Genomic DNA, 19524 nt, shown 5'->3' with positions numbered 1-19524 from the left:
AGGGAGGAACATCTCGTGCAAAGCATTACAGCGAAGCGGAGAGCGGTAAGGGCCAGTGTTCATGAAAGAACGCTGGAAATCAGTGGTGTCAGGAGTCTTCTGCTGGCACTGGAAGTTTTTGTTATTTTTCTTTCCGTAGCGGTTTCCATCGCATTACCTCTCTATTTCGGTAACGAAGCTGATAAGCTCGGTGAAATCGCATCTATAAAAGAACACAAAACAGTGTTCTTAGAATCTCGTCTGGAAGATATGACGAGAGAAATTGCTTTTCTGGAAACTGTTGCGGGAATGAAAGCGGAAAAGTAAATATCCCCGGTAGCGAGGTGCTGGCAAAATCAACAATCTCGTTAGACGAACTATTATTGTCTTTATAGCGGTTCTGCTGGTAACTCTGATTTTCAGCATCAGAGTTATAAAGTGTGCGTTGCTCTCAAATGCAGATATTCCAACCGTTGTTAAAGTTAATCGTTTGCCTGCATTAAGAGGTTCCATTTATGATGCCAAAGGAAGATTGTTAGCCAGCGATTCTTTGATCTACGAAGCCTGGCTTGACCTTGGTTATTTGAAAGAGACTGCATCTGAAAGAGAAATCTCTGAAGTTCTCTCTTCGCTATCTGAAAATTTTGATATTCCTCCGGAAAAGTTGTCTTCCCTTCTGGATTCTTCGGAGCGATTTTTCCTCGTAGAAAAATCACCAACACTAAAAGAACTTTCGCGCAAATTCAATCAAAGAACCAGAAAATTTATTTCAATAGAGATTTCAACAGAACGCCACTATTTCGGGGAGTTCGGTCTCGACAAAATTATCGGAAAATTAGACAGTGGCAAAAGTCCAATTAATGGAATAGAGAAAAAATATGACCACGTATTGAAAGGAAAGAAAGATGGCTACATACTCAGAACGTTCTATGGATCTGAAAAATTTTCTCCTGTAAACGGAAACGATGTCTTCTTATCAATAGATATAGATGTGCAAAAGCTTGTATATCAGGAACTCAAAGAGGCAGTCAGAAAAAACAAAGCCGATGGCGGCCTTGTTATCCTGATGGAAGCGAAAACTGGAAGGATCATCGCCTACGCTCAGACATATCAATGGGATAGGGGACTCCTCGGGATCTTCGAGCCTGGTTCAACGGTGAAACCTATAATATACGGCCTCGCTTTGAGCACTGAATCTATCACCGAAGAATCAACCTTCTTGTGCGAGGGAAAAATCCAACCAGTAGAAGGATTAGATATAATAATCAGGGATACAGAAGGTGAAAAACACGGTATCGAAACTTTTAAGGATGCCATAAGAAACTCCTGTAACGTCGCAACCGTTCAGGTAGCACAACGCTTGCTTGATAACCTCGGAAAATATGAAATATATAACAAACTTCTGGAGGCAGGTTTTGGAAGACCAACCGGCATCGATCTTCCTGGCGAAACAAAAGGAATTCTTCCCAAACCAAACAAATGGTCACTTATATCACCCTACCAGTTTGCAATAGGACAGGGTATTGCAGTAAACGCTTTTCAACTTATTAGAGCATTGAATGTATATCCTTCGGGTGGGTACCTGTTGGTTCCCTCTTTCGTTAAGGCGCTTGGTGAAGAACACGAGATAGTAAAAATTGAACCAAAGATAGAAAAGTCTCTTTTTCCGCCTTATATAGTCGAAATGATACGCCCTGTTCTGGAATCAGTTGTCGCAAGCGGTACCGGGATAAGGGCACAGGTTGAAGGAATAAAGGTGGCTGGCAAAACTGGAACTGCCCAAAGAGCTACTTCAGAAGGATACAGTTCAACTGAGTTTAATTCGCTTTTCTGGGGATATTTTCCGGCAGATGATCCGAAATATTCTTTGTTAGTACTAATTGAAAACCCTAAAGCTGGTGAGTATTACGGTGGTACCGTAGCAGGTCCTGTGTTTTCCTCAATAGTTAAAAAATTATACTTCCCCGATAACGAAAAGAATAAGATCGTTCCCATATACCCGTGGAAGATGCCGAATCTTTTAGGTTATACTTTACATGATGTAATGGAAATATCCAGGCTCTTTGGCATAAGCAAGGTAGAGGTTCACGGCACGGGAAAAGTTGTTTCACAAATACCAGCCCCCGGAGAAAAATTCATAGATCCTCCATATAAAATGGAGGTCTGGCTTTCAGTAAGGGAGAGTGAATGATAATTGCTGTATTGTCTTAAAGGTAATAGCGAAGTATTGAAAAGGCTATTCATTGAAGAAAAAGCAAAAAAACATGTAGTGCTCTGGCCACAGGACGATGATAAACTCGAAAAATTGAAACGTTTATTCTCTTCAAACTCCCTTTTCGGAGGGATTGAAGCGGTTCGTATAATAGATTTCGATAAATGGAGAAAACCTGAAAAAGAAATGGTTATTGATTTGCTTAAAAGAATCCAGATTAAAAGCGAGGTTTTCCTGGAAACCAATAAAACTTACGATCTTGAATGTAAGACTCTGAATTTTTCCCGTCCTCAACCATGGAAACCGAAGGATTGGCACACCCATATTGACAAAATTGCCCGCAAACTAGGTGTGATGATTGAAAAAAGAGCTATATCAACATTATTCCAAAATAGTGGTCCCGATGAGATGTTGATATATTCAGAGCTTAAAAAGTTAAAATCCCTCGGCAAAACCATCACTCACGAAGATATTCTCAAATACTCTTTTGTATCAAACAGAATAAACCTCGAACTACTCGCAATAAAAACCATTACCGGCCAGCATAATGGATTATTCGAGAAGCTACAAGATTTAGCGGTCAACTTTTCTATTTTTTTAAGCGTTGTTACTGGTATATTGATTGATATAGGCAGATTGAAAGAAGAAACTTCCAGCATACATACTCCTGATTGGAAAGAAATACAATCGATTTCAAAAACCACCGGTATTGCTTTAGGAAGAACCGCGAGGCTTATGGGATTCTCCTTTTCAGGTTCCACTGAAACATCTGTAAACACTCTTAAATATTTCTCTTCCAAAAAGCTCAACAAAGTTCTTATAGAGCTTCAAAAGCTTGATGAGAAACTCAAGACCGGGAATTCGGATCAAAGCTTCGTTTTTTTGGAACTTCTCCACATTTTTCAAACCGGCAATTGACTTCCTGCGACTTAGTGAAACCATCCGGAAGTAGAGAAACTTTCCGATGGCAGTTCTGTGAACTTCCTGTAAAATTCTCATCACTTACGTCCCGGTAATGTTCTTACGATTGACAGCAACGGAAGTCCATTGTAAAATTGGCTTTGGCATATCCTTGAAAGGAGGGGAACTAAGACCTAATGCCGACAATCAATCAATTAATCAGACACGGTAGAAAGAGACTTAAAAAGAAGTCCAAATCCCCAGCTTTGGAGAACAACCCACAGAAGCGTGGGGTGTGTGTTAGGGTCTCTACAATGACCCCGAAAAAACCCAACTCAGCTCTCAGAAAGATCGCAAGGGTAAGACTGTCAAATGGTACTGAGGTTACCGCCTATATTCCGGGTGAGGGACATAACCTTCAGGAACACTCTGTTGTTCTCGTTAGAGGCGGAAGAGTTAAAGACTTACCCGGTGTTAGGTACAAGATCATCAGAGGCGCTCTTGATGCTGAAGGTGTCGCAAACAGAAGACAATCCCGAAGCCGCTATGGAGCGAAGAAGCCAAAGAAATAAGGAGGTAACCGTGATATGAGGAGAAGAAGGGCAGTCAAACGTGAAGTCGCTCCAGACCCAATATACAATGATGTCCTTGTTACCAAGTTAATCAACAGAGTAATGAAAGATGGAAAAAAGAGCAAAGCGGAGAAGATAGTTTATAAGGCTCTTGAAATGCTTTCTGAAAAAACAAAACAACCACCAATGGAAGCATTCAAAAAGGCTATTAACAACGTTAAACCCTTGCTTGAGGTTAGGCCAAGACGTGTCGGTGGTGCTACATACCAGATCCCCTTTGAGGTTCCTGAAGACAGAGCACTTTCTCTTGCCCTTAGATGGATTGTAGCTGCCGCACGTGCAAAGTCTGGGAGGCCAACAAGCGAACGTCTGGCTCTTGAACTGATTGACGCTTACAACGGTACCGGTGTTGCTGTCAAAAAGAGAGAAGACGTTCACAGAATGGCTGAAGCCGGAAAGGCTTACGCTCACTTCAGGTGGTGAGCTTAGTTTTACAGGAGGATAGATCGTGAAGGAGAGGCTAACAAGATTAGACGCAGTTAGAAACATAGGAATAATGGCTCACATTGATGCGGGAAAAACGACCACAACCGAGCGTATTCTGTACTATACCGGGCGAAAGTACAAGTTAGGCAGCGTCGATGAAGGTACCGCTACAATGGATTGGATGGACCAGGAAAAAGAGCGAGGCATTACTATCACATCGGCTGCCACTACCTGTTTCTGGCGCGACCACAGAATAAACATCATTGATACACCCGGGCACGTTGACTTTACCGTCGAGGTTGAACGCTCCCTCAGAGTTCTTGACGGTGCTGTTGCGGTCTTTGACGTCTCAGCAGGCGTTGAACCCCAATCGGAGACTGTATGGCGACAAGCCGACAAGTACGGTGTCCCGAGAATTGCGTTCATGAACAAAATGGACAAAATAGGTGCCAACTTTGAGGCAGCCGTACAAAGCATGATCGACAAACTCAACGCCAATCCTGTTCCTGTACAGCTACCTATCGGTGCTGAATCTGAATTTGCTGGCGTAATTGATCTCGTCCGTATGAAAACGGTCCGCTGGTACAACGAGGATGGTACAGAATACGGGTTTGAAGATATCCCGGAAGAGCTCATTGATAAAGCTGAAGAGGCTCGGGAAGAACTTATTATGCACGTCGCTGAGTTCGATGAAGAACTCATGGAGCTTTATATTCAAGGTGAAGAAATCCCTCCCGAGCGAATAGTAAAAGCGATAAGAAAGGGAACTCTCAACAACAAAATAGTTCCCGTACTCTGTGGGTCTGCATTTAGAAACAAAGGGGTTCAGCCTCTCCTGGATGCGATCGTTGACTATCTTCCATCACCGCTGGATCTCCCGCCTGTCGAAGGCTGGAATCCAGACACAAATGAGAAAGTAGCTATCAACCCCGACGAAAGCGGACCCTTTGTTGGTCTTGCTTTTAAAATCATGGTGGATCCTTTCGTTGGAAAAGTAACCTTTGTTAGAGTTTATTCAGGTTCACTCCAAAAAGGAAGCTACATCTATAATGTCAACAAAGGAAAAAGGGAACGTGTCGCAAGATTACTCTTTATGCATGCTGATCAGCGTGAGGAAGTGGACTATGTTCGAACCGGTGATATTGTTGCTATGGTAGGCCTTAAAAACACCATGACCGGTGAAACCATAGCTTCTGAAGGTTTCAAGGTATTACTTGAAAACATAGAATTCCCCGAGCCGGTTATTTCTCTAGCTGTAGAAGCGATGACAAAAGATGATTTAGCGAAACTTTCTAAAGCATTGCAGGCACTCACAGAAGAAGACCCATCACTAAAGGTAAACATAGATCCTGAAACCAACGAGACGATAATCTCCGGTATGGGTGAATTGCATTTGGAGGTTATCGTTGAAAGAATAAAGAGAGAGTTTGGGGTTCATGTTAGGGTTGGTCACCCGCAGGTTGCGTACCGTGAAACAATACGCAATGAATCAATAGCTGAAGGAAAGTACATCAGGCAATCCGGAGGTAGAGGACAGTACGGACATGTTGTGATTAAAGTCAGTCCGGTTGAATCAGCTAAAGGTCTCGTTTTTGAAGACAAAACAGCCGGTGGTGTAATACCGAAAGAATTCATTCCGGCCATCGAAAGCGGCATAAAAGAAGCTATGCAGTCCGGAGTCCTGGCGGGTTATCCTATGGTAAATATCAAGGCGGAGCTTCTCGATGGTTCATTCCACGAGGTTGATTCATCGGAGATGGCTTTCAAAATAGCCGCTTCTATGGCTTTTAAAGAGGCGGCAAGAAAAGGAGCCCCGGTACTTCTCGAACCTATAATGGAAGTCGAGATCACAACACCGGAAGAGTACACAGGTGACATCGTAGCCGATCTGAATTCCAGAAGGGCGCGTATAGAAGGTTTTGAGACTCGTGCGGGCTTGAGAGTAATAAGAGCACATGTTCCGCTCTCAGAGCTCTTTGGATATGCAACAGTTATAAGGTCACTGTCGCAAGGTAGGGCAAGTTACGTAATCCAGTTCTCGCATTACGCTGAAGTACCGGAAAAAATAGTGAAAAAAATCTTTGGAGAATAAACCTATAACCACTTCCAAAAGGAGGGAAAGAAATGGCTAAGGAAAAATTTGAACGAACAAAACCACATCTTAACATTGGTACAATCGGACACATTGACCACGGTAAAACCACATTGACAGCAGCCATAACAAAAGCTCTCGCCTATAAGGGGTTTGCTGATTTCACACCATTCGATGCTATCGACAAGGCTCCTGAAGAAAAGGCCAGAGGTATCACAATCAACGTTACTCATGTTGAGTATGAAACCGAAAAGAGACATTACGCCCACATTGACTGTCCTGGGCACGCCGACTACATTAAGAACATGATCACCGGTGCTGCTCAGATGGATGGTGCTATTCTTGTTGTTGCAGCTACCGACGGTGTCATGCCACAGACCAGAGAGCATGTTCTTCTCGCTAGACAGGTTAATGTTCCTGCCATGGTCGTCTTCATAAACAAAGTTGACATGGTTGACGACGAAGAACTCGTTGAACTCGTTGAAGAAGAAGTTAGAGACCTTCTCAGCAAATACGAGTTCCCTGGTGACGAGGTCCCTGTTATAAAAGGATCTGCTCTCATGGCTCTTGAAGCTGATAATCCTGATGACCCATGGGTCCAGAAAATCTACGAACTCATGGACGCTGTTGACAATTACGTTCCTGAGCCCCAGAGAGAAACCGACAAACCATTCCTCATGCCTATCGAAGATATCTTCTCCATCACCGGAAGAGGTACAGTTGTTACCGGAAGAATCGAACGTGGCGTAATCCATGTCGGTGATGAAGTTGAAATAGTTGGACTTTCCTACGAGGTTAGAAAAACGGTTGTTACCGGTGTTGAAATGTTCAGAAAACTCCTCGACGAAGGTGTTGCAGGTGACAACGTTGGATGTCTGCTCAGAGGCGTTGGTAAAGACGAGGTCAAAAGAGGTCAGGTTCTTGCAAAACCTGGTTCAATCACTCCACATAAGAAATTCAAGGCTAACATTTACGTTTTGAAGAAAGAAGAAGGCGGAAGGCATACTCCTTTCACCAAAGGATACAGACCGCAGTTCTACATCAGAACGGCTGACGTCACTGGTGAACTCGTTGATCTCCCAGAGGGTGTCGAAATGGTTATGCCTGGTGATAACGTCGTTATGACAGTTGAGCTCATTTACCCTGTCGCTATCGAAAAAGGTATGAGATTTGCTGTTCGTGAAGGCGGAAGAACCGTCGGCGCTGGTGTTGTCAGCGAAATTATCGAGTAATCTAAGTTGAGGGGAGGGAACTTCCCTCCCTTTATCTGTGAAGGAGGGAATCAAAAGGCATGGCCAAACAAAAAATCAGGATTCGCCTCAAGGCTTATGACCATAGACTCCTGGATGCGTCCGCTAAAAAAATTGTTGAAGCTGTAAAAATGACCAATGCGAAGGTCTCAGGGCCTATTCCATTGCCGACGGAAAGAACACTCTACACTGTTCTCACGTCGCCGCATAAATACAAAGACGCAAGGGAACAGTTCGAAAAACTTGTGCATAAGAGACTTATAGAAATAATCGATCCCACTCCCAAAACAATTGATTCTCTTATGAAAGTGGACCTTCCCGCAGGAGTGGACGTAGAGATCAAGCTTTGATAAGGTTCTTGGAGGTGTATTAGATGAAAGGAATAATCGGCAGAAAACTTGGAATGACCACTATTTACGAAGATGGAAAAGCACTCGGTGTTACAGTAATAAAGGCGGGACCCTGTACGGTCGTTCAGAAGAAAACTGCCGCTGGTGGAGAGTACAACGCTATCCAGCTCGGTTTTGAAGAGCTCTCACCCGAGAGAGCAAAGAAACTCTTAACGAAACCTATACTCAAAAAATTCGAGGCAGCTAAAGTCAAACCCCACAGAATACTCAAAGAAATAAGAGTGGAAAATCCGGATGAGTACAACGTTGGAGACGTCATCGATGCTGGAATATTCAAAGAAGGTGAACTCGTCGATGTTACAGGTTGGACCAAAGGTAGAGGCTTCACCGGTGCTATGAAACGCTGGAACTTTGGAGGCGGTGAAGTCACACACGGATCTAAATTCCACAGAGAACTCGGTTCTGTTGGTAACCATACCGAACCCGCTAAGATCTGGAAAGGTAAAAAGATGCCAGGACGTTACGGAAACGAGAGAGTTACTGTTCTCAATGTGAAAGTGGTAAAAGTCGATGCAGAAAATGGGCTCATTGCCATTCATGGCGCAGTCCCAGGAGCGAGGGGCGGGCTTGTGATTATAAGAGCCGCTAAAAGGCCCCGAAAATGAAGCCAGAAGGAGGTTTTTGAGAAATGGCCCAGACAGATGTCCTGAATGTTACGGGAAACAAAATCGGGACCGTTGAGTTGAAAGATTCTATCTTCAATATCGAACCGAATTACGATGTTATGTTCAGGTACGTTGATATGCAACTGGCAAACAGACGTGCCGGAACAGCGAAAGCAAAGACAAGATCAGAGGTAAGCGGTGGTGGAAGGAAACCGTGGCCACAGAAGCACACTGGGAGAGCTAGAACTGGCTCGATCAGAAATCCACTCTGGAGGCACGGTGGAGTAATTCATGGTCCAAAACCTAAAGACTGGTCAAAGAAGCTGAACAAAAAGATGAAAAAGCTAGCTTTGAAATCAGCCCTGAGCCTAAGGTTCAAGGAAGGTAATCTTGTAGTCGTTGATGACATTAAATTAGATAGACCAAAGACAAAACAAATGAGAGAGATAGTGAAAAATCTTGGACTCAGCGACGCTAAGAAAGTTCTTTTCATCCTTCCATGGAAGCGCGACGAGTACGAAAACGTTAAACTCTCGGGAAGAAACATACCCGGAGTGAAAGTCATCATCGCTGACAACCCCGGTAACCTTGTGAACGGTAGATCGTCTAATATAGATGGGCTGAATGTCTTCGACATTCTTAACCACGAGAAGATTGTTTTTACCGTTGATCTTGTCCGCAAGATCGAGGAGGTGCTTGGTTGATGGCTAATCCTAAACTTACTCTTAACGATGTCCTTATAAGGCCAATAATAACGGAGAAGTCTTTCTCCGGAGAAGAATACAACAAGTACACCTTTGAAGTTCACAGGGATGCCAGCAAGCACCTCATAAAAGAAGCCATTGAAAAGATCTTCAATGTTAAGGTAGAAAAGATCAATGTCATAAACGTTAAGCCCAAACCAAAAAGAAGAGGTATCGCTGTTGGCAGAACGAGATCCTGGAAAAAAGCTGTGGTAACACTCGTAGAAGGTTACCGAATAAAAGAACTTGAAGGGCAACACTGATGAGAGGTGATAGATAATGGGTCTCAAGAAGTTCAAACCAGTCACCCCGGGAAGAAGATTCATGCTGATCCCTGATTACAGTGAAATAACAAAAACCGAACCCGAAAAGTCTCTTCTCGTTCCTCTTAAGAAGAAGGCAGGACGCAACCATCACGGCCACGTAACCGTAAGACATCAGGGTGGCGGTCATAAGAGAATGTATCGAATCATTGATTTCAAGAGAAATAAATTTGGTATTCCAGCACGCGTTGCTTCAATAGAATATGACCCCAACAGAACAGCGAGAATAGCTCTTCTTGTTTATGCTGATGGTGAAAAAAGATATATTCTCGCACCCAAAGGCTGAAAGTTGGCGACACTATAATGAATGGACCTGATGCCGAAATAACCGTTGGCAACGCTCTACCTCTTGCCAATATTCCTGTTGGGACTATTGTTCACAACATAGAGTTTATACCCGGTAAAGGCGGTCAGATTGCCAGGTCTGCCGGCACCTACGCCCAGCTCATGGCAAAGGAAGGTCGCTATGCTCTCTTGAGAATGCCCTCAGGTGAACTCAGGAAAGTACTTGTAACCTGTATGGCGACCATTGGTATGGTAGGAAACGAAGATCATTCCAATGAGGTACACGGTAAGGCCGGTCGCAAAAGATGGCTTGGAATTCGTCCTACCGTAAGGGGTATGACCATGAACCCGGTCGACCATCCAATGGGTGGTGGTGAAGGAAGATCGAAAGGTCATATTCCTCAAAGCCCCTGGGGTATTCCTGCCAAAGGGTACAAAACCAGAAAATCAAAGAAACCTTCCGACAAGTTAATCGTCAAGCGAAGGAAACAGAAATAAGCAGGGGGTGCAATGAATGTCTCGGTCTAAGAAAAAGGGTCCTTACGTACACCCTAAACTCTTAAAGAAAATAAAGGAAATGAATGAAAAAGGTGAAAAGAAACCCATAAAGACGTGGAGCCGTGCATCCATGGTGGTTCCAGAGATGATTGGTCATACAATAGCTGTTTATAACGGTATGAAACACATACCGGTTTACATCACGGAAAATATGATCGGTCATAGGCTTGGAGAATTCTCCCCCACCAGACGTTTCGGTGGGCATGCCGATAAGAAGTCCAAGAAAGGTCAAGTCAAATGAGGAGGGATCTCGTTATGCCCGAAGTTCCAACAAGGCCAAAACGATCTGTCTTTCATAGAAACAGGAAAGAACAGGAACAGGCGCAACCAAAGATCGAAGCTAGAGCAGTTGCAAGATATATCAGAATTTCTCCCAGAAAGGCAAGAGCCGTCGTTAACGCTATCAGAGGTAAGAGCGTTGGAGAGGCTTTCCAGATACTGGAATTCTCTCCCAAGAAAGCAGCAAGAATCGTATCCAAAGTCTTAAGATCTGCTGTGGCAAATGCTGAAAACAATTTTGGTCTCAATGTTGACACGCTCTATGTAAGTCACGCCGTCGTCGATGATGGTCCAAGAATGAAAAGATTGTGGCCGCGCGGAAGAGGAAGAGCTGACATACTCCAGAAGCGTTTCAGCCACATAACCATTGTTGTGAGAGACAGTGAAAAAGAGACACAAGACAACAACATGGAATCAAATAACAATCCTCAGGAGTGAGGTGACATAGGTGGGTCAGAAGGTACATCCATATGGATTCAGGCTTGGAATAAGCAAAGATTGGAAAGCTCGCTGGATAAACGAGAAAAACTACAAAGAGTATCTACTTGAAGATTTAAAAATACGTGATTACATCAAAAAAACGTACCATTCTGCCGGTGTTTCCGACATCTTTATTGAAAGACCTGAACCTGGAAAGGTCTCAATAACCATTAAATGTGCTCGTCCTGGTGTCATCATCGGCAGAAAGGGTTCTGAAGTCAAGAAGCTGAGAGCTGGTCTCGAAAGGCTCATAAACAGAAAATTCCAGTTAAACATTGAAGAAGTGAAAACACCCGAGACCGATGCTTTACTGGTAGCCGAAGATATCGCTTCAAGAATTGAAAAGAGAGCTTCTTATAAACGTGCTATGAAAAGGGCAATTTTCACCGCAATGCGCAAAGGAGCCAAAGGAATCAAGATAATGGTTTCCGGACGTTTGAACGGTGCAGAAATTGCAAGAACTGAATGGTATCTCGAAGGACGACTCCCTCTTCAGACATTAAAATCAGACATCGACTACGGCTACACCACAGCCCTTACAAAAATGGGTATCATTGGCGTCAGAGTCTGGATTTATAAGGGAGACGTTGCCCAGAAAAAAGCAACTGAGGCTTGAGCCGCTAGAAGTTTGAGGGGAGGTAAACAAGATGCTGATGCCCAAACGTGTTAAGTATAGAAAACAACAACGTGGCAAAATGCGTGGAAAAGCCAAGGGTGGTACCCTCGTTCACTTCGGTGATTGGGGTCTTAAAGCTCTTGAGCCACACTGGATCACGGCACAGCAAATCGAAGCTTGTCGTATCGCGATAATGAGAACGCTTAAAAGAAATGGAAAAGTCTGGATCAGAGTTTTCCCAGATAAACCGATAACCTCAAAAGGTATCGGCGTGAGAATGGGAAAAGGTAAAGGAGACGTTGAAGGTTGGGTTGCAGTTGTCAAACCTGGTAAGATACTTTTTGAAATCGGCGGTATTAACGATGAACTAGCCAAAGAAGCCCTTGCTTACGCCGCTACCAAGCTCCCAATCAAGACAAAGATTGTTCCAAGATACGAAATAGGGGGTGAGCTCTGATGAAAGCAACAGAACTTCAGAAGTTCACAGACGAGGAGCTCAAGCAGATGCTTGACGATTTGAAAAGAAAGTTGATGGATCTCAGGTTTCAGCTCGAGATGAACAAATTAACCAACACTTCTCAGATAAAGTTTGTTAAAAGAGATATAGCAAGAATAAAGACAATCCTCCGCGGTCGCGAGCTTGGGGTAAGGAGGTAACAGCTATGCCAAGGAAAAAATTAGTCGGAACCGTTGTAAGCAATAAAATGGATAAAACTGTAGTAGTCAGAGTTGAAAGAACTTTTGCTCACCCTCTCTACAAGAAAACTGTTAAGAGAGCAAAAAAGTATCACGCTCATGATGAAGACAACTCCTGCGGAATCGGCGACATCGTCGAAATCGAAGAATGCAGACCATTGAGCAAAACAAAAAAGTTCAAAGTCGTTAGAATAGTTAAAAAGAGTGTTTTTGGTGAAGAAAAACTCGAAACTCCCGAGAACGTGGAAATGCTCGGAGGTGAAGAGAAATGATACAGCTTGAATCTTATCTGAGAGTTGCCGATAACTCCGGTGCAAAGGTCATCAAGGTTATCCAGGTTTCTGGAGGATCCAAAAGGAAAACAGGTTCCATTGGTGATATCGTAGTGGCTTCTGTTAGGGAGGCTGTTCCGAACACCGATATCAAAAAAGGTGATATCGTTCGTGCGGTAGTCGTTCGAACAAAAAAGGAAATACGTAGACCGGATGGAACATACATCCGTTTCGATGACAACGCAGCGGTTATTATCGACAAACAGAATCAGCCCAAAGGTACCCGTGTTTTTGGACCTGTTGCAAGAGAGTTGAGAGAAAAAGGGTTCTCCAAGATCGCCTCTCTTGCACAAGAGGTTTGGTAAGGAGTGGTGTGTAGATGGGTATGAGAATAAAGAAAGACGATACCGTAAAGGTTATATCCGGAGAATACAAAGGAAAAATCGGGAAGGTTCTGAAAACCCTCCCGAAAGAAGGGAAGGTCATCATTGAGGGCGTTAACTTCACAAAACGTCATCAGCGCCCAACGAACCAGTACCGGGAAGGCGGAATAATTGAGCGTGAAGCCCCAATCTATGCCTGTAAAGTGATGGTTGTTTGCCCTAATTGTGATAAACCAACCAGGGTTGGCCACAAAAAGTTAGAAAGCGGAGAGAAAGTTCGTGTCTGCAAAAAATGTGGCGAGATAATTGACAAGGTATGAACGAGGGGGAGGAATAAAGAATGACATACGACTACGTACCACTAAAAGAAAAATACGAAAAAGAAGTCGTTCCCTCGATGATGAAAGAATTTGGCTACAAGAACAAGCTTCAGGTTCCCAGACTCGAAAAAATAGTCATTAACATGGGAATTGGTGAAGGATCAAGAAATGCTGACCTCATCGAAATTCACGCGAGGGAATTGATGGCAATAGCGGGACAGAAACCCGTTGTTACAAAGGCAAAGAAGAGTATTGCAAACTTCAAAATCAGGAAAGGCATGCCTCTTGGACTCAAAGTAACGCTCAGAGGCGCAAGGATGTACAATTTCCTGTACAAACTGATAAACATCGTTCTACCCAAACTGAGAGACTTCAGGGGAGTCAATCCTGATAGTTTCGACGGAAAAGGTAATTACGCTCTCGGTTTACCAGAACAATTAATATTCCCCGAGATAGCTCCTGATCAGGTCAAAAGAATTCAGGGAATGGACGTAATCATCGTAACCACTGCAAAAACAGATGAAGAAGCTCGTAAGCTCTTAGCACTTCTGGGCATGCCCTTCAAAAGATGAGGGTAAGGAGGTAGATTATGGCAAAAAAATCGATGGTTGCTAAGTGGAAAAGAGGATCTAAATACAAAGTCAGGAAGTATAATCGCTGCCATATATGTGGAAGACCAAGAGCCGTTTATAGGGAGTTTGGCCTTTGTAGAGTTTGTTTTAGAAAACTCGCCTCAGAGGGAAAACTCCCTGGCGTGAAGAAGGCAAGCTGGTGAGGAGGGAAGTAAAATGTGGAGCGACCCCATAGCTGACATGCTCACAAGGATTAGAAATGCAAATGCAGCTTTTAAAGAAAGCGTAGATCTCCCAGCTTCTAACATGAAGCGAGCAATACTGGAAATCCTGAAGAAAGAAGGATATATTGAAGATTACAAATACATCGAAGACGGAAAACAAGGGATTCTGAAGGTATTTCTGAAGTACAAAGGAGATCGAAGAAACAGACAGAGAGTTATCAGTGGAATCGTCAGGGTTTCTAAACCCGGAAGAAGAATTTACGTCAGCAAAGACGAACTGCCGAAAGTAAAATCCGGGATGGGAATTGCCGTTATCAGCACATCAAAAGGCATCATAACGGACAAGGAAGCCCGCAAGAAAAATGTCGGCGGTGAAGTTATTTGCTACGTCTGGTAACAGGAGGGATAGTGATGTCAAGGCTCATAAAAAAACCAATACCAGTTCCCAATGGAGTCCAGGTTGAAATTAAGGAAAACATCATCAAGGTTAAAGGCCCTAAAGGTGAACTGTCTCAGGAATACCTTCCATACGTTAAAATAGAACAGAAAGAAGACGGTATCTGGGTTACACCAAATGAGGAAATGGTTAGAAGTCAGAGTGACCGCAGGAAACTCGCCATGTTCTCTGGAACCTACTGGGCATTGGTAAGAAACATGATTATCGGCGTCACACAGGGTTATCAAAAAGAACTTGAGATCAAAGGTGTAGGATATCGTGCCCAGTTACAAGGGAAGAAGCTTGTGCTCAACCTTGGTTACGCTCACCCTGTTGAAATCGAGCCACCAGAAGGAATCACAATTGAGGTTCCCAATCCCACTTCAATAATTGTAAAAGGAATTGACAAGTATCTTGTGGGACAGGTTGCTGCAAACATCAGACGCTGGAGAGAACCAATCGTTTACTCCGGTAAGGGTATCAGATACAAGGGTGAATATGTCAGAACCAAGGTCGGTAAGAAAGTCTGATCGGTGAAAGGAGGACAGTTCCTGTGATAAAGCGCAGAGATAGAAAAGAACTAAGAAGAAAACGCCATTTGCGCGTCAGGTCTAAAATAAAGGGAACTCCTGAAAGGCCAAGGTTGGCCGTTTACAGGAGTGAAAGACATATATACGCACAGATCATAGACGATATTGCAGGTCGTACCATCGTTTCCGCTTCGACGGTTGATAAAGAACTCCGAGAAAAACTCACAAAAACTTGGAATCAGGAAGCGGCAAAAGAGGTCGGTAAGCTAATCGCCAAACGAGCGGCTGAAAAAGGCATCAAAAAAATTGTCTTTGACAGAGGCGGTTTTAAATTTCATGGTAGAATCAAATCATTGGCCGATGCCGCAAGAGAAGCCGGCCTCGAGTTCTGAGGAGGTGCTTTGAATGCCCGAAGCAAGAAAACCAGGTATCTCAATCCAGAAACAGGTTGAAGAAAAAGAATTCGAAGAAAGAATAATAGAGATTCGCCGTGTCACAAAAGTCGTCGCTGGAGGTAAGAATCTTTCTTTCCGTGCGGTAGCTATTGTTGGCAATAAAAACGGTAAGGTTGGTCTTGGTGTTGGAAGCGCCAGAGAGGTTCCAACAGCCATCAGGAAAGCTATAATTGCCGCAAAAAAGAACCTTATAGATGTACCGGTTCTCAGAGACACGATCCCTCATGAAGTTCTCGGCAGGCAGGACGCGTCCAGAGTCCTCCTCAAACCCGCTGGTCCCGGTACTGGTATCATAGCTAACACACCCGTAAGAGCCGTTGTTGAACTTGCCGGTATAAAGAACATACTCACAAAATCTCTCGGATCAACCAATCCAATCAATCTGGCAAGAGCGACAATAAACGGTCTCCTTCAGCTGAAATCACCAGCTGAATATGCCAAGCTCAGAAATGTTTCCGTTAAAGAAGTATTCAACGGTGTTTCCGAGGAGGGTGAATCATGGCCAAGAAGCTGAAGATAAAGCTTGTTAAAAGCCCTATTGGATACAATCGAAGGCAGCGTGCCACACTCAAAGCGTTGGGCCTAAGAAAAATCAGCGATGAGGTTGTGCATGATGATTCCCCTCAGATAAGGGGCATGATCAACGCTGTTATTCACATGCTAGAAGTAAAAGAGATAGAAAATTGAAGGGGGTATAGTCGATGGCATTCAGTCTCGAAAACCTTCGCCCTGCACCTGGTTCGCGACCAAAGAGTAAACGAGTTGGTAGGGGTTCCAGTTCCGGAAAAGGAAAAACCTCATCTCGTGGTCACAAGGGACAGGGAAGAGGCACAGGAAAAGTCAGGATGTTCTTCGAAGGTGGTCAGACACCTCTGTTTCGTAGAATCCCGATAAAAGGTTTCAAGAATAGAAATGCAAAAGAGTATGTGATTATCAACCTCTCTACCCTTGAAGAAGTATTTGAAGAGGGAAACGTGATCACCCCAGAAATCCTTCTGGAGAAAAAGATAATTAAGAATTTGAAAGATGGCGTAAAGATACTTGGCAAAGGAGAACTTACCAAAGCGTTGGTCGTTAAAGCTCATGCTTTCAGCAGGACCGCGAAAGAGAAGATCGAAGCTGTAGGTGGCAAGGCTGAGGTGATTTGACGTGTGGAATGCGCTTAAGAACGCCTTCAAAATCCCTGAACTCAGGGATAGGATTTTTTTCACACTCTTTGCGTTGGCCATCTTTCGTTTGGGTATATATATACCAATCCCAGGCATTAACATCAATGCCTGGGCTAGCTACTTTTCTGGTCTTTCTGAAGGAGCTGCCGGAGGTTCATCGGATTCTTCGATGTTTTCACCGGAGGTGCTCTTAAGAATTTCTCGCTTTTCGCTCTCAGTGTTACACCATACATAAACGCATCAATCATGTTACAGTTACTCGCTTCTGTCGTTCCAAGTCTCAAAGAGATGTTGAAAGAGGGAGAAGAAGGAAGGAAAAAATATGCCCGGCTTACAAGGCGTTTGACCGTGTTTTTGGGCTCGCTCCAGGCTTTCCTTCTTACACTTGCCCTTTCCAACAACCAAGGGCTCATCGCAACACCAAACAGAGCAATTTTTGTACTACTCGGAACGGTGTCTCTCCTGGGTGGTACAATGTTCCTGCTCTGGCTCGGTGAACGTATAACAGAAAAGGGTATAGGTAACGGTATCTCTGTGCTGATATTTGCTGGTATAGTTGCCAGGTATCCTCAATACATCGCTCAGGCAGCAGTGTCCCTTACTCCGCTGCAGTGGATTGTCCTTATAGCTATCGCCGTATTAACAGTTGTTGCCGTTATCTATGTACAAATGGGTGAAAGAAGAATCGAAATACAGTATGCAAGGCGTGTATCTGGAAGGCGTGTTTTCGGCGGCGTTTCAACACATATTCCGATAAAAGTAAATCAGGGAGGCGTTATCCCGATAATCTTTGCGGCAGCAATAATGACGCTACCCCAGATGATTTCCAGTGTCCTACCAGAAGGGAACCTGCTTGGCAGACTGTTTGCTTATTCCTCACCGTTGTACCTGACACTATACGGTCTGTTGGTGTTCTTCTTCACTTATTTCTATAGCACGTTGGTCTTTGATGTTAAAGATGTTTCGAATAACATAAAGAACTACGGTGGTTATATTCCGGGAATTAGACCTGGATATCCAACCGAACGATACATAAGCAGGGTTTTAACACGGGTTACCTTTATGGGGGCTATTTTCCTTGTTATCATTGCCCTGCTGCCGTCTATCGTTCAGGGATTCATAGGAATTCAGATAGTCATTGGAGGTACATCCACGCTGATCGCTGTTGGTGTCGCTTTAGACATCCTTCAGCAGATAGAATCCCACCTTATCGTTAGACACTACGAAGGATTCATCAAAAAGGGTAGACTGCGCGGGAGGAGATGATACAAATGAACATTATTTTGCTCGGTCCTCCCGGTGCGGGTAAAGGAACCCAGGCAAAAAAAATTGCTATGAGATATGGAATCCCTCATATATCGACGGGGGATATGCTCAGGGAAGCCGTGGCTGCTGGCACAGAACTGGGAAAGAAAGTGAAAGAGATCATTGAAAAAGGATTGCTCGTACCTGATGACCTTATGGTTGCTATTGTTGAAGACCGCTTGAAGAAACCCGACAGCGCTAAGGGATTCATCCTTGATGGATTTCCAAGAACTGTCCAGCAAGCGGAAAGTCTGTCGGGGATTTTGGGTAATCTTGGGAAGGAACTTGACGCTGTTATACTCATTGATGCTCCCGAAGAAGTTGTAGTTGAGAGGATATCAAGCAGACGTGTTTGCCCCTCGTGTGGAAAGGTGTATAACCTTCTCACGATTAAACCAAAAAACGATATGCTTTGCGATGATTGTAATATCGGATTGATTCAGAGAGAGGATGACAAACCAGCAACAGTTCGCGAACGTTACAGAGTTTACATGGAAAAAACAGCGCCGGTGATTAATTACTACAGCGAACATGGCTCTCTGATAACCATTGACGGTTCTTTAGACATCGAAGCTGTAACTGAAGAAATATTTAAAAATTTGGAGAATTTGTAATATGATAAGGTTGAAATCTCCTGAAGAAATCCGTAAAATCGAATATGCTGCTAAAATTGTTGCGGAAGTCCTAGAATTGATAAGTGAAAACATACTAAACGGTGCAACCGCATATGATCTGGAAAGGATAGCTGAAGAATTCATCCTTAACGCCGGGGCAAAGCCAGCATTTAAAGGATACAACGGATATCCTTATGTACTTTGTGTTTCTGTGAACGAAGAAATTGTTCATGGATTTCCTTTGAAGGACAAGATCTTCAAAAAGGGAGACCTTGTCACGGTTGACTGTGGTGTAATTAAGGATGGATATTACGGTGATGCAGCACGGACATTCGTTGTTGACAACTTCAATAGTGAAAGAGACAGGAAACTGATGGAAATCACCGAACGTGCCCTTTATATGGCTATCGACGTAGCTGTTCCAGGTAACCGTGTTGGTGATATAGGGTACACGATCCAAAATTTCGTCGAAGCAAATGGGTTTTCTGTAATAAGAGATTACGTAGGCCATGGAGTTGGGATTGCACTGCACGAAGATCCGCAAATACCCAATTATGGTAAAAAAGGAATGGGTGCTTTGTTACGTGCAGGAATGACTATAGCAATCGAACCAATGATATCCAGTGGCAGTTACAGGGTAGAGGTTCTCAATGATGGATGGACTGCTGTTACCATTGATCGTTCGAAGGCAGCTCATTTTGAGCATACAATCGTCATCGAGAAGAATGGTTCGCGTATTCTCTCAAGCTTGTGAGGGA

General features: G+C 43.8%; 29 protein-coding genes and 2 pseudogenes. All 31 read left to right on the top strand.

Annotation, left to right across the window (positions count from 1 at the left end):
- The first annotated feature begins 15 nt into the window (after positions 1 to 15).
- The 31 genes and pseudogenes from DU53_RS09965 to map all read left to right on the top strand — a co-directional run bounded on the left by DU53_RS09965 (position 16) and on the right by map (position 19520).
- Positions 16 to 306, top strand: coding sequence for a hypothetical protein (locus DU53_RS09965; protein WP_015869234.1), 291 nt, complete (start codon positions 16 to 18; stop codon positions 304 to 306).
- Between the two features lie 163 nt (positions 307 to 469).
- Entirely contained in the window at positions 470 to 2170 is a 1701-nt protein-coding gene (locus tag DU53_RS09960; RefSeq protein ID WP_161484790.1) for a penicillin-binding protein, read from the top strand.
- A 3-nt stretch (positions 2171 to 2173) separates the two neighbouring features.
- Positions 2174 to 3109: a DNA polymerase III delta gene (locus tag DU53_RS09955; protein ID WP_015869232.1), complete on the top strand. Its 936-nt coding sequence runs from the start codon at positions 2174 to 2176 to the stop codon at positions 3107 to 3109.
- A gap of 179 nt (positions 3110 to 3288) precedes the next feature.
- Positions 3289 to 3663 (top strand): 30S ribosomal protein S12, encoded by a 375-nt coding sequence (gene rpsL / locus DU53_RS09950; protein WP_015869231.1) that lies wholly within the window; start codon positions 3289 to 3291, stop codon positions 3661 to 3663.
- 15 nt (positions 3664 to 3678) lie between these two features.
- Positions 3679 to 4146: a 30S ribosomal protein S7 gene (rpsG, locus tag DU53_RS09945; RefSeq protein WP_015869230.1), complete on the top strand. Its 468-nt coding sequence runs from the start codon at positions 3679 to 3681 to the stop codon at positions 4144 to 4146.
- A gap of 25 nt (positions 4147 to 4171) precedes the next feature.
- Positions 4172 to 6241: an elongation factor G gene (fusA, locus tag DU53_RS09940; protein WP_015869229.1), complete on the top strand. Its 2070-nt coding sequence runs from the start codon at positions 4172 to 4174 to the stop codon at positions 6239 to 6241.
- A 32-nt stretch (positions 6242 to 6273) separates the two neighbouring features.
- On the top strand, positions 6274 to 7473 hold the full coding sequence (gene tuf, locus DU53_RS09935; protein WP_015869228.1) for an elongation factor Tu: 1200 nt from the start codon (positions 6274 to 6276) through the stop codon (positions 7471 to 7473).
- Between the two features lie 59 nt (positions 7474 to 7532).
- Positions 7533 to 7841: a 30S ribosomal protein S10 gene (rpsJ, locus tag DU53_RS09930; protein WP_015869227.1), complete on the top strand. Its 309-nt coding sequence runs from the start codon at positions 7533 to 7535 to the stop codon at positions 7839 to 7841.
- 23 nt (positions 7842 to 7864) lie between these two features.
- Positions 7865 to 8506, top strand: a complete 642-nt coding sequence (rplC, locus tag DU53_RS09925; RefSeq protein WP_015869226.1) for a 50S ribosomal protein L3 — start codon at positions 7865 to 7867, stop codon at positions 8504 to 8506.
- Positions 8507 to 8529: 23 nt separating this feature from the next.
- Complete coding sequence (rplD, locus tag DU53_RS09920) at positions 8530 to 9210, top strand: 50S ribosomal protein L4 (protein ID WP_015869225.1); 681 nt, start codon at positions 8530 to 8532, stop codon at positions 9208 to 9210.
- Positions 9210 to 9512, top strand: coding sequence for a 50S ribosomal protein L23 (gene rplW, locus DU53_RS09915; protein ID WP_015869224.1), 303 nt, complete (start codon positions 9210 to 9212; stop codon positions 9510 to 9512). Before rplD ends, rplW begins: the two co-directional genes overlap by 1 nt.
- 16 nt (positions 9513 to 9528) lie before the next feature.
- Positions 9529 to 10355: pseudogene (gene rplB / locus DU53_RS09910) on the top strand (50S ribosomal protein L2).
- Between the two features lie 16 nt (positions 10356 to 10371).
- Positions 10372 to 10656, top strand: coding sequence for a 30S ribosomal protein S19 (rpsS, locus tag DU53_RS09905; protein WP_015869222.1), 285 nt, complete (start codon positions 10372 to 10374; stop codon positions 10654 to 10656).
- 14 nt (positions 10657 to 10670) lie between these two features.
- Entirely contained in the window at positions 10671 to 11132 is a 462-nt protein-coding gene (rplV, locus tag DU53_RS09900; protein WP_015869221.1) for a 50S ribosomal protein L22, read from the top strand.
- Positions 11133 to 11142: 10 nt separating this feature from the next.
- Complete coding sequence (rpsC, locus tag DU53_RS09895) at positions 11143 to 11790, top strand: 30S ribosomal protein S3 (protein WP_015869220.1); 648 nt, start codon at positions 11143 to 11145, stop codon at positions 11788 to 11790.
- Between the two features lie 31 nt (positions 11791 to 11821).
- Complete coding sequence (gene rplP, locus DU53_RS09890; protein WP_015869219.1) at positions 11822 to 12247, top strand: 50S ribosomal protein L16; 426 nt, start codon at positions 11822 to 11824, stop codon at positions 12245 to 12247.
- Positions 12247 to 12447 carry a 50S ribosomal protein L29 gene (gene rpmC, locus DU53_RS09885; protein ID WP_015869218.1) on the top strand — a complete coding sequence of 67 codons (201 nt, stop codon included), beginning with the start codon at positions 12247 to 12249 and terminating at the stop codon, positions 12445 to 12447. The genes rplP and rpmC overlap by 1 nt, the downstream gene beginning before the upstream one ends.
- A gap of 5 nt (positions 12448 to 12452) precedes the next feature.
- Positions 12453 to 12758, top strand: coding sequence for a 30S ribosomal protein S17 (gene rpsQ, locus DU53_RS09880; RefSeq protein ID WP_015869217.1), 306 nt, complete (start codon positions 12453 to 12455; stop codon positions 12756 to 12758).
- Positions 12755 to 13123 carry a 50S ribosomal protein L14 gene (gene rplN / locus DU53_RS09875; protein WP_015869216.1) on the top strand — a complete coding sequence of 123 codons (369 nt, stop codon included), beginning with the start codon at positions 12755 to 12757 and terminating at the stop codon, positions 13121 to 13123. The genes rpsQ and rplN overlap by 4 nt, the downstream gene beginning before the upstream one ends.
- 14 nt (positions 13124 to 13137) lie before the next feature.
- Complete coding sequence (rplX, locus tag DU53_RS09870; RefSeq protein ID WP_015869215.1) at positions 13138 to 13461, top strand: 50S ribosomal protein L24; 324 nt, start codon at positions 13138 to 13140, stop codon at positions 13459 to 13461.
- 20 nt (positions 13462 to 13481) lie between these two features.
- On the top strand, positions 13482 to 14033 hold the full coding sequence (gene rplE / locus DU53_RS09865; RefSeq protein ID WP_015869214.1) for a 50S ribosomal protein L5: 552 nt from the start codon (positions 13482 to 13484) through the stop codon (positions 14031 to 14033).
- A 17-nt stretch (positions 14034 to 14050) separates the two neighbouring features.
- On the top strand, positions 14051 to 14236 hold the full coding sequence (locus DU53_RS09860; protein ID WP_015869213.1) for a type Z 30S ribosomal protein S14: 186 nt from the start codon (positions 14051 to 14053) through the stop codon (positions 14234 to 14236).
- A gap of 13 nt (positions 14237 to 14249) precedes the next feature.
- Positions 14250 to 14654: a 30S ribosomal protein S8 gene (gene rpsH / locus DU53_RS09855; protein ID WP_015869212.1), complete on the top strand. Its 405-nt coding sequence runs from the start codon at positions 14250 to 14252 to the stop codon at positions 14652 to 14654.
- Positions 14655 to 14668: 14 nt separating this feature from the next.
- The gene (gene rplF, locus DU53_RS09850; protein ID WP_063728527.1) at positions 14669 to 15223 is read left to right on the top strand and encodes a 50S ribosomal protein L6; all 555 of its coding nucleotides are present in this window, start codon (positions 14669 to 14671) and stop codon (positions 15221 to 15223) included.
- A 23-nt stretch (positions 15224 to 15246) separates the two neighbouring features.
- On the top strand, positions 15247 to 15615 hold the full coding sequence (gene rplR / locus DU53_RS09845; RefSeq protein WP_015869210.1) for a 50S ribosomal protein L18: 369 nt from the start codon (positions 15247 to 15249) through the stop codon (positions 15613 to 15615).
- Positions 15616 to 15628: 13 nt separating this feature from the next.
- Positions 15629 to 16192, top strand: a complete 564-nt coding sequence (gene rpsE, locus DU53_RS09840) for a 30S ribosomal protein S5 (RefSeq protein WP_015869209.1) — start codon at positions 15629 to 15631, stop codon at positions 16190 to 16192.
- Positions 16177 to 16365: a 50S ribosomal protein L30 gene (gene rpmD / locus DU53_RS09835; protein WP_015869208.1), complete on the top strand. Its 189-nt coding sequence runs from the start codon at positions 16177 to 16179 to the stop codon at positions 16363 to 16365. Before rpsE ends, rpmD begins: the two co-directional genes overlap by 16 nt.
- 14 nt (positions 16366 to 16379) lie before the next feature.
- Positions 16380 to 16826, top strand: coding sequence for a 50S ribosomal protein L15 (rplO, locus tag DU53_RS09830; RefSeq protein ID WP_015869207.1), 447 nt, complete (start codon positions 16380 to 16382; stop codon positions 16824 to 16826).
- Between the two features lies 1 nt (position 16827).
- Positions 16828 to 18113: pseudogene (secY, locus tag DU53_RS09825) on the top strand (preprotein translocase subunit SecY).
- 5 nt (positions 18114 to 18118) lie between these two features.
- On the top strand, positions 18119 to 18766 hold the full coding sequence (locus DU53_RS09820; protein ID WP_015869205.1) for an adenylate kinase: 648 nt from the start codon (positions 18119 to 18121) through the stop codon (positions 18764 to 18766).
- A 1-nt stretch (position 18767) separates the two neighbouring features.
- Positions 18768 to 19520, top strand: a complete 753-nt coding sequence (map, locus tag DU53_RS09815) for a type I methionyl aminopeptidase (protein WP_015869204.1) — start codon at positions 18768 to 18770, stop codon at positions 19518 to 19520.
- Positions 19521 to 19524 lie beyond the last annotated feature (4 nt).

Source organism: Kosmotoga sp. DU53, assembly GCF_001639905.1.
Classification (GTDB): Bacteria; Thermotogota; Thermotogae; order Petrotogales; family Kosmotogaceae; genus Kosmotoga; species Kosmotoga olearia.
This window is presented reverse-complemented; position numbering and strand designations above follow the sequence as displayed.